Below are 9,508 nucleotides of genomic sequence, written 5' to 3'. Positions count from 1 at the left end.
TTGCGCAGGTCGGGCTTGTCGGTGCCGTATTTCTTCAGCGACTCGACATAGGGGATCAGCGGCCATTCGCTGTCCACGCGGCGGCCGCCGCCGAACTCCTCGAACAACCCTTGGATCACCGGCTGGATGGCGGCGAAGACGTCCTTCTGCTCGACGAAGCTCATTTCCACGTCGAGTTGGTAGAAGTCGGTGGGCGAGCGGTCGGCGCGCGGGTCCTCGTCGCGGAAGCAGGGGGCGATCTGGAAATAGCGGTCGAAGCCCGCGACCATGATCAACTGCTTGAACTGCTGCGGCGCCTGCGGCAGCGCGTAGAACTTGCCCGGATGCAGGCGCGAGGGCACGAGGAAATCGCGCGCCCCTTCCGGCGACGAGGCGGTGATGATCGGCGTCTGGAACTCGGTGAAGCCCGCGTCCCACATGGCGTCGCGCAGCCATTTCACCACACGCGACCGCAGCATGATGTTGTTGTGCAGGCTCTCGCGCCGCAGGTCGAGGAAGCGGTAGGCAAGGCGCGTCTCCTCGGGGTAATCCTGGTCGCCGAAGACCGGCAGCGGCAGGTCGTCCGACGCGCCCAGCACCGCCACGTCGGTCGCGTAGACCTCGATCTCGCCGGTCGGCAGCTTGGGGTTGACCAGCGAAGCGTCCCGCAGCTTCACCCTTCCGTCGATGCGGATCACCGTCTCGGCCCGCAGCTTTTCCATCACCGGGAAGGCCGGAGAGTCGCTGTCGGCGATCACCTGGGTGATGCCGTAATGGTCGCGCAGGTCGATGAACAGCACGCCCCCGTGGTCGCGCACCCGATGCACCCAGCCCGACAGGCGCACGGTGTTCCCGGCGTCGGCGGCGGTCAACTGGCCGCAGGTGTGGCTGCGATAGGCGTTCATGGCGCGTCCTCTTGTGGTCCGGTGCCGCATGAACGCCGCGCGGGCCATCAAGTCAAGCCGGTCAGAACGGCTGCACCACGTTGCCCGAGAAGAAATAGCGCCCCATGCCCACGGTGAACAGCACGTTGCCCGAGATGCCGTGCAGCACCCAGACGGCAGGAAAGCCGCGCCGCAGATAGACATGGGCGAACACCAAGCCGCCCAGGAAGGTCAGCGCCAGCACGACCCAGGACCAGTACATCAGATGCGCCAGCGAGAACAGCGCGGCATTGGCCAGCCGCGCCTGCGCCGCGCCGGGGAACAGCCCGCCATAGCGATGGAAGAACAGCGAGCGGAAGATCAGCTCTTGCGGCAGGGCCGACAGCAGCGGGTAAAGGCACCACAGCACCAGCAGGAACCCCAGCCTGTCCGGCGACAGGTCCGGCCGAAAGCCCGGCTGCGACAGCCGCATGATCGCGAACCCCGTGACCGCCACCAGCCCGCCAAAGGCGATGCTGCGGGTCCAGCTTACCCTGCCCCACCCGCGCAGAAGGTTGCGCCAGTCGAAATTGCCCGTCCACCACAGCAGCCCTAGCCCTACGAGGGCAAAGGCAAACAGCGCCGTGAACATCTCGCGCGGGGGCAGGAACAGGGCGATGGCCAGCGGCGCGCCGGCGAACAGGGCCAGGAACTCGGCCCACAGGACGGCGCGCCGCGTCATGCCTTCAGCGCTGCATCCGCATCGCCAGCCAGCGGTTCCACTGGGCGCGGCTGCCGGCAAAGGCGTTCAGGTCCACGTTGCCCCGGAAGCCCGGCGCGGTGCCGGTGCCGGTATATTGCCAGAAGGTCCAGCGCTGGCCCGGATAGGTGCCGCGCGGGTGATCGGCGACCGAGCGCAGCCAGAACTCGGCGTTGATATTCCGCACGCCCGTGTCGCGGTAGAAATCGACGGTGGTGTAGATGACCGGGCGCTGGCCGTAGTGGCGCGTCACGATGTCGATGAAGATGGCGACCTCGCGCTGCACCTCGGCCGGGGTCGGGCGATAGCGGCAGGTCCGCGAATGGCTGTTCCATTCGAGATCGAGGACGGGCGGTAGCGCGCCGCGCTCGCGCGGGACATTGGCGATGAACCAGGCCGCCTGCTCGGCCCCGCGGCGGCAGAAGTAGTAGAAGTGATAGGCCCCGCGCGGGATGCCGGCGGCCCGCGTCTCGGCCCAGTAGCGGCGGAACATCGGGTCGACATAATCGCCGCCCTCGGTCGCCTTGATGAAGGCGAAGCTGACGCCCGACTGCCGCGCCAGCGGCCAGTTCACGTCGCCCTGATAGCGGGCCACGTCCACGCCATGCACCGGCAGGTTATAGGGGTGGCCGCTGGTCCAGACATGGGGGGCGGTATCCCCGAACAGCGGCACCGCGCCGCCGGTGAAGGCGCCCCGGACCGTCTGGCCCGACCCGATGCTGACATCCGTCACCACCCGCTGCGTCGGCGCACCCGCACAGCCTGCCAACGCGGTGACGGCTGCCAGCGCCACCGCCTTGATCCACAATCTCATGTCCCGCCTCGTTCCGTTTCTTGGACTTGTTTGGCGGGACTATTCCACGGGATTCCGGGCGAAGTCACGACAGCCGCCACAGGCAGCGGCGCGGCCCTGTTCACGAAGCCGTCAGGCCGTCAGTTCATGTCCGGCAGCAGCTTGCCGGGGTTCATGATGTTGTTGGGATCGAGCGCCCGCTTGATGGCGGCCATGACCGCGCAGGCCTCGCCATGCTCGTCGCGCATCAGGTCGCGCTTGCCGATGCCGATGCCGTGTTCGCCGCTGATCGTGCCGCCGACAGCCAGCGCGCGTTCCGCCATCCGCTGTGCCAGTCGCTTGGCGCTCGCGATCTCGGCCTCGTTGCCCGGCTCGACCAGCAGCAGCGTGTGGAAGTTGCCGTCGCCGACATGGCCCACGATGTTACCGGGGATGCCGGCCTCGGCCATGTCGGCCGCCGCCGCCTCGACCGCCGCGGGCAGTTCCGACATGGGCACGCAGATGTCGGTGACGACGCCCGTCGCGCCGGGCCGCAGCTTCAGCGTGGCCCAGTAGCCCGCGTGCCGGGCGGCCCACAGCCGGTTGCGCTCTTCGGGGGTGGAGGCCCACTGGAACCCCTGCCCGCCATGCTCGGCCGCGATCTCGCCGAAGGCTTGGGCATTGGCGCGCACGGCCTCGGGCGAGCCGTTGAACTCGACCATCAGGTGCGGTTCCTCGCGGTAGTCCGAGCCCATGTGCAGGTTGATCGCGCGCATGGCCATCGGGTCCATGAACTCGATCCGCGCCATGGGGATGCCAAGCTGCATCGTCTGGGCCACGCAGGTGACGGCCTCGGTCAGCGAGGGGAATGCGCAGACGGCGGCGGACACGTCCTCGGGCTGGCCGTGCAGGCGCAGGGTCAGTTCGGTGATGATCCCCAGCGTCCCTTCGGACCCGACCATCAGCGCGGTCAGGTCATAGCCGGCGCTGGACTTGGCCGCCCGCGTGCCGGTGCGGATCACGCGGCCGTCCGCCAGCACGACCTCCAGCGCCAGGATGTTCTGCCGCATGGTCCCGTAGCGCACCGCCGTCGTGCCGCTGGCCCGCGTCGCGGCCATGCCCCCCAGCGAGGCGTTCGCCCCCGGATCGACGGGGAACATCAGCCCGGTCGCGCGCAGTTCCGTGTTCAGCGCCTCGCGGGTGACGCCCGGCTGGACGACGGCCAGCATGTCCTCGGGACGGACCTCCAGCACCCGGTCCATCCGCATCAGGTCCAGGACCAGCCCGCCATGGATCGCCAGCGCGTGCCCCTCCAGCGAGGTGCCGGTGCCCCAGCCGATCACAGGCACGCCATTGTCGTTGCAGACCTTCAGGACGCGCGAGACTTCCCCCGTATCAAGCGGAAAGGCCACGGCATCGGGCGGCGGCGCGCGGTGGAAGGTTTCCGAGGCGCCATGCAAAGTGCGGTCGGATTCGCCGGTCGAAAGCCGGTCGCCGAGGATGGCACGCAATTCGGACAGGACGGCTTCGGAAATGGGCATCTTCAGACTCCTTGAAGGCGCCCAAAAGATGCCAGCGCACCGCGCCGCGCTCAAGGTGCTTCTTCTTCGTGAAAATATCCCGGGGGAGGCCGGAACGGCCGGGGGCAGCGCCCCCTGCGACCTCACCCCTGCAGCGGCGCCGTCGCTTGCTCCAGCCAACCCCGCACATCCTCGGGCACCAGCGGCCCGATCTCGTCCCGCACCCGCGCGTGATAGGCGTCAAGCCAGGCGATCTCGACCCGGCTCAGCATCCCGATCCCGATCAGGCGCTTGTCGATCGGCACCAGCGTCAGGGTCTCGAAGCCCAGCATCTCGCGCCCGTCGGGGCTGGCGGCGGGTTCCACGGCGATCAGGTTCTCGATGCGGATGCCCCACGCGCCCTCGCGGTAATAGCCCGGCTCGTTGGAAAAGATCATGCCCGGTTCCAGGGGCAGTTCCGACCGGCGGGATATCCGCAGCGGCCCCTCGTGGACGCAGAGCGCCGCCCCGACGCCATGGCCGGTGCCGTGGTCGAAATCCATCCCCGCCGTCCACAGGGGCGCCCGCGCCACCGCCTCGATGTCCCGGCCCGACAGGCCCTTGGGGAACCGCAGCCGGCTGAGGCCGATCATCCCCTGCAGCACGCGGGTATAGGCGTCCCGCGCGGCTTCGGGGGGCGGGCCGATGGCGATGGTCCGGGTGATGTCGGTCGTGCCGTCGGGGAACTGGCCGCCGGAATCCAGCAGCAGCAACTCGCCGTCCCCGACCCTGCGGTTCGTGGCCTCGGTCACGCGGTAATGCACGATGGCGCCATTGGGGCCCGCGCCGCAGATGGTGTCGAAGCTGATGTCGATGGCGCCCGCCTCGCGGCGGAAGCCTTCCAGCGTCCTGACCACGTCGATCTCGGTGAAGCCGCCCGGTTCCTGCGCGTCCACCCAGGCGAGGGTGCGGATCACCGCCACCGCGTCGCGGCGGTGGGCGGCGCGCATCCCGTCGATCTCTGCCGGGGTCTTGCGGGCCTTGGGCAGCGCAACGGGATCGCGGTCGCGGGCGATCTCGATCCCTGCCACTTCGACGGCGCGGAACACCGCCTCGGGGGCGGTGTCGGCATCCAGCCTGACCGGACCCTGCAACCCCTCAAGCGCCGGGGCGAACTGTTCCGGGGGCGAGACCGTCACCTCGTTGCCCAGATGCGCCCGCAGCCTGTCGTCGAACTTGCCGGGGTCCGCGAACAGCCCCACCCGCCCCTCGGCGTCGATGGTGGCGAAAGCCTGCACGACCGGGTTGCGGGGAATGTCCGCGCCCCGGATGTTCAGAAGCCAGGCGATCGAATCCGGCATCGTCAGCACCGCCGTCCGCTGCCCCGCCGCCTGCAGCGCCGCCGCGATGGCGGCCCGCTTCTCCGCAGGACCCGCACCGGCCAGCGCCGCGTCATGGATGCGCGCCGCACCTTTCGGCGGGGCCGGGCGGTCGGGCCAGATCGCATCGACGGGGTTCGGGATCGCCCGCAGGGTGATGCCGCTGCCCGTGAGCCCCTTTTCCAGCGCCTCGATTTCGGCGCGGGTATGCAGCCAGGGGTCGTAGCCCAGCGCCCCGCCATGGGGCAGCGCCTCTTTCAGCCAGGCGCTGGCGGTGGTCTCGGGCCAGGGCACGGGGGTGAGGATGGCCGGATCGACCTCGGCCCGGACCTGCACGCGGTAGCGCCCGTCGATGAAGACGCCCGCCTTCAGGGCCGTGACGATGGCAAAGCCCGCGCTGCCGGAAAAGCCCGTCAGCCAGCGCAGCCGCGCATCCGCGTCGGCCACGTATTCGCCCTGATGGGCGTCGGCGCGGGGCACGATCACCGCGTCCAGACCTTCGCGCGCCATCAGGTCCCGCAGCGCGGCGATCCTCGGCCCGGATGCCGCGGGGTCGAGGGTGACCGAGAAGTCCTGCCAGCTCATCCGCTTTCCTTTCCCTCAGCGCCGCCCCAGCAGCGGCCGCGCGTCATCGGCCCAGCCATGCGCCGAACGGCCCGTCGCCAGTCCCGCGGCGAACAGCGTGTTCATGTAAACCGCGTCGAACGGCTGGTAGGACGGCAGGTTCAGGTCAGGCGGCACCGCCGTCACGTTGAAGTCGAAGCCGTCGCGCCGGGCCTGGGCCTGCATGTCGGCGATGTTGCTGACCGACTGGTGCTTGATCAGCGTGGTCACGCTGCGCGCGGCGATCGACACGACGCCCGGCGGGGTGGCCTCATGCTCGGCCGCGAGCTTGGAATTGCGGATCACCCACATCCGCCGCGGACCCTGCGGCGGCGGCGGCCGCAGATCGGGCGGATAGGCGAAGACGCCGCGGGTGACACCGCCATCGACATGCAGTTCCTGATAGCGCCGCCCGCCGGCCACCACGTCGATGGTGACGGGCGGAAAGGCCCCCGGCACCGAGGCCGAGGCGAGCAGGATCTTGCGGATCAACTGCACCCGGTCGGGCTGCCCCGAGGCGGCGATGCGCCCGATGTCCCAGATCACCTGCCGCTGGGCATCAAGATCGGTCGTCCCGATCAGCAGCAACCGGCCGCGGCGCCGCTCGGCCGCAATGGCGGCGACCATCTGCGGCGTGACGATCCGGTTGATCTGATCGCGCAGCGGCGCGCTGTCCCCGATCGAGGGCGCGCCCGCCAGCACCGCCAGCGGACGCAGGATGAAGATGTCTGCGGCCGTGGTCTGGGTGTAGAACCGTTGCAGCGCGTCGTCGTAACCGGGGCCGAGGAAGGCCAGCGGCGCGATCAGCGCCCCGGTGGACACGCCGGTGACATAGTCGAACTCGGGCCGGTCGCCGCGCTGGGTCCAGCCCTTCAGCACCCCCGCGCCGAAAGCCCCGGCATCCGCGCCCCCCGACAGTGCCAGCAGGTCCAGAGGCTCGCCAGAGGCCAGCCGTTCCAGCGTGGCGCGGCCCAGGTCGTCGGCCGAGGCATCGCTGGGACCAAGCTCGTCGCCGTAAAAGCGGATATGGGCATAGCCTGCGGGTTCGGCCTGCGACTGGACTGCGGCCGGAACGGCGGGGGCCATGCGCAGCGGCACGATGCCGCAGCCGGCCAGTGCCACAACCGCAAACATGTGCACGAAAGCCTTGGGGATCATCACGCCCGGCGCCGCAGCCGCTGCAACGGGCGTAGCACTGTCGTTTCCGCCATCACCCCCGCTGCCCTGCACCGCCCATGGCCCGCGCCCGCTTCCTCGGGTCGCTTTCGAACAGCGCGGCCAGTTGTTCGGTCATCGCCCCGGCCAACTGGTCCACGTCGGTGATCGTCACCGCGCGCTGGTAATAGCGGGTCACGTCATGGCCGATGCCGATGGCGATCAGTTCCACCTGGGCCCGGCGCTCGACCATGGCGATCACGTCGCGCAGGTGCTTTTCCAGGTAGCTCGCCGGGTTCACCGACAGGGTGGAATCGTCCACCGGCGCCCCGTCCGAGATCACCATCAGGATGCGCCGCGCCTCGCTCCGCCGCGCCAGCCGGCGATGGGCCCATTCCAGCGCCTCGCCGTCGATGTTCTCCTTCAGCAAGCCTTCCTTCATCATCAGCCCGAGGTTCGGGCGCACCCGCCGCCAGGGTGCATCCGCCCCCTTGTAGATGATGTGGCGAAGGTCGTTCAGCCGCCCCGGCGTGGCGGGCCGGCCATCCTGCAGCCATTTCTCGCGGCTCTGCCCGCCCTTCCAGGCACGGGTCGTGAAGCCGAGGATTTCCACCTTGACGGAACAGCGTTCCAGCGTCCGCGCCAGCACGTCCGCGCAGATCGCGGCGATGCTGATGGGCCGCCCGCGCATCGAGCCCGAGTTGTCGATCAGGATCGTCACGACCGTATCCCGGAACTCGGTGTCCTTTTCCCACTTGAACGACAGCGGAGTCGTCGGGTTCGCCACCACCCGCGCCAGACGCCCGGCGTCGAGCGTCCCTTCCTCCTTGTCGAACTCCCAGCTTCGGTTCTGCTGGGCCTGCAAGCGGCGCTGCAGCTTGTTGGCCAGACGGCTGACCGCGCCCCTCAGGGGTTCGAGCTGCTTGTCCAGATAGGCGCGCAGCCGTTCGAGTTCCGCCGGGTCGGCCAGTTCCTCGGCCCGGATCTCCTCGTCGAAGGCCTGGGTGTAGACCTTGTAGTCGGCGCTGGCCTCGCTGACCGGGGGCGGCAGGTCGGGCGGCATCTCGCTGTCCGCCATCTCGGCGTCCTCGACCAGTTCCTCGTCGGACTGGTCGTCCAGACTGACCTGCGCCTGCCGCTCGTCCTGGGTCCGCTCCTGGCTCTGCTCGGGACTGGCCTCGGCGTCGTCGCCTTCCTCCTGCTCGCGGGCCTGGTTGTCGCCGGCTTCCTCCTCGGCCTCGGCGTTCTCGTCCGAGTCGTCCTGCTGCGGCTCGTCTGGGTCGTCGCCCAACTGGTCGCCATAGCCGAGGTCGGCGATGACCCGGCGCGACAGCCGTGCGAAGGCCGCCTGGTCGGCGAGCGCCGCGTTCACGTCGGCAAGCGAGCCGCCTGCCTGCTGTTCCACGAAGGGCCGCCACAGGTCGGCCACGTGCTGCGCCGCGGACGGCAGCGGACGGTTCGTCGCCGCCTGCCGCACGAGGTAGCCCGCCGCGACCGACAGCGGCGCGTCGGCGGGAGCCTTGATCTGGCCGTATCCCTTGCGCTCGGCCTCGGCGCCCAGCCTGGCGTCGATGTTCGACAGCGCGCCCGGCATGTCGCGGGCGCCCAGCGCCTCGCAGCGCGCGGTCTCCATCGCCTCGTAAAGTTCGCGCGCCATCGGGCCCGAGGGCGCATAGCGGGCATGGGTCGGGGCATCGTGGTGGCGCAGCCGCATCGCCAGCGCGTCGGCAGTGCCCCGAGCCTGCACGATCTCGTCTCGGGTCATCCGCCGGCTGACCTGCGGCAGCCGCATCGTGTCGCCCGCCACGCCCGAGGGATCGGCGGTGAAGGTGACGTTCAGCTCATGGTCTTCGGCAAGGGCACGGGTCGCCTCGGCCAGGGCCTTCTTGAACGGGTCGGCGGGGTTGTCGGTTTTCTTCATGATGATCTTTTCCGACGTTCGGGGGCGTCTGTCCATAAGGCTTCATCGCCGGACCGGGGGCCAGCCCCATCGTCGTATACGACGATCCCGGGATATTTGGGCGAAGAAGATGGGACTGGCTCAGGAATCCGGCAGGACCCTCTGACGCAGCGTGCCTGCGCGGTCATAAAGCAGGATCTCTCCGGCTTCGGTCACGACCACCGTCCAGTCGCGGGCGAAGGTGACGGCTGCCGCGCTCGCTCCATCCGGCAGGGTCAGGCCGTACGGCAGCACCGGCAACGGCGGCTGGGAAAGCCGCAGCCACAGGATCGCCACCAGCGCGAGGATGCCGAAAGCCATGACCAGCGCCAGTCCCGTCACCAGCCGGCGCAGCCATGCGAGTTCGGGCACTTCCACCGGGCCGCTCTCTGCCCTATCATCCCGCGCCATGCCCGACCTCGTCCTGACCATCCCGGCCGACCCTGCAGCGGCCGGCCCCTCGCGGCTTGATAAGGCGCTGGCAGAGGCCGCGCCAGAGTCCGCCGCCCTGTCACGCTCGCGCATCGGCAAGCTGATCGCCGATGGCGCCGTGCAGGGA

8 protein-coding genes and 1 pseudogene are annotated in these 9,508 nt (G+C 69.7%); 1 reads left to right on the top strand and 8 read right to left on the bottom strand.

Going from position 1 to position 9,508, the window contains the following annotated elements; genetic code table 11:
- The 8 genes from aspS to Q4F04_RS13360 all read right to left on the bottom strand — a co-directional run.
- On the bottom strand, positions 1–884 hold an 884-nt coding region (gene aspS, locus Q4F04_RS13395), incomplete at its 3' end, for an aspartate--tRNA ligase (protein ID WP_303370313.1).
- 61 nt (positions 885–945) lie between these two features.
- Entirely contained in the window at positions 946–1,584 is a 639-nt protein-coding gene (locus Q4F04_RS13390; protein ID WP_303370312.1) for a CPBP family glutamic-type intramembrane protease, read from the bottom strand.
- 4 nt (positions 1,585–1,588) lie between these two features.
- Positions 1,589–2,416, bottom strand: coding sequence for a GH25 family lysozyme (locus Q4F04_RS13385; RefSeq protein ID WP_303370311.1), 828 nt, complete (start codon positions 2,414–2,416; stop codon positions 1,589–1,591).
- Between the two features lie 119 nt (positions 2,417–2,535).
- Positions 2,536–3,915 (bottom strand): FAD-binding oxidoreductase, encoded by a 1,380-nt coding sequence (locus Q4F04_RS13380; RefSeq protein ID WP_303370310.1) that lies wholly within the window; start codon positions 3,913–3,915, stop codon positions 2,536–2,538.
- Positions 3,916–4,037: 122 nt separating this feature from the next.
- A complete protein-coding gene (locus Q4F04_RS13375) occupies positions 4,038–5,837 on the bottom strand; it encodes an aminopeptidase P family protein (RefSeq protein ID WP_303370309.1) in 1,800 nt (599 codons plus the stop codon).
- A 15-nt stretch (positions 5,838–5,852) separates the two neighbouring features.
- Positions 5,853–6,989 carry a patatin-like phospholipase family protein gene (locus Q4F04_RS13370; protein WP_303370308.1) on the bottom strand — a complete coding sequence of 379 codons (1,137 nt, stop codon included), beginning with the start codon at positions 6,987–6,989 and terminating at the stop codon, positions 5,853–5,855.
- Between the two features lie 76 nt (positions 6,990–7,065).
- Positions 7,066–8,931 carry a cobaltochelatase subunit CobT gene (gene cobT, locus Q4F04_RS13365; RefSeq protein ID WP_303370307.1) on the bottom strand — a complete coding sequence of 622 codons (1,866 nt, stop codon included), beginning with the start codon at positions 8,929–8,931 and terminating at the stop codon, positions 7,066–7,068.
- A 120-nt stretch (positions 8,932–9,051) separates the two neighbouring features.
- Positions 9,052–9,360 (bottom strand): DUF6476 family protein, encoded by a 309-nt coding sequence (locus Q4F04_RS13360; RefSeq protein ID WP_303370306.1) that lies wholly within the window; start codon positions 9,358–9,360, stop codon positions 9,052–9,054.
- Between Q4F04_RS13360 and Q4F04_RS13355 the strand changes: the two are divergent.
- Positions 9,359–9,508, top strand: a pseudogene (locus Q4F04_RS13355) (RNA pseudouridine synthase); the annotation flags it as partial. The gene Q4F04_RS13360 and the pseudogene Q4F04_RS13355 sit on opposite strands and share 2 nt — an antisense overlap.

The sequence above is a fragment of the Paracoccus sp. (in: a-proteobacteria) genome (assembly GCF_030536915.1).
In the GTDB taxonomy this organism is placed as follows: domain Bacteria; phylum Pseudomonadota; class Alphaproteobacteria; order Rhodobacterales; family Rhodobacteraceae; genus Paracoccus.
Note: the sequence above shows the minus strand (reverse complement) of the source record. Positions and strands in the feature narration are given on the sequence as shown.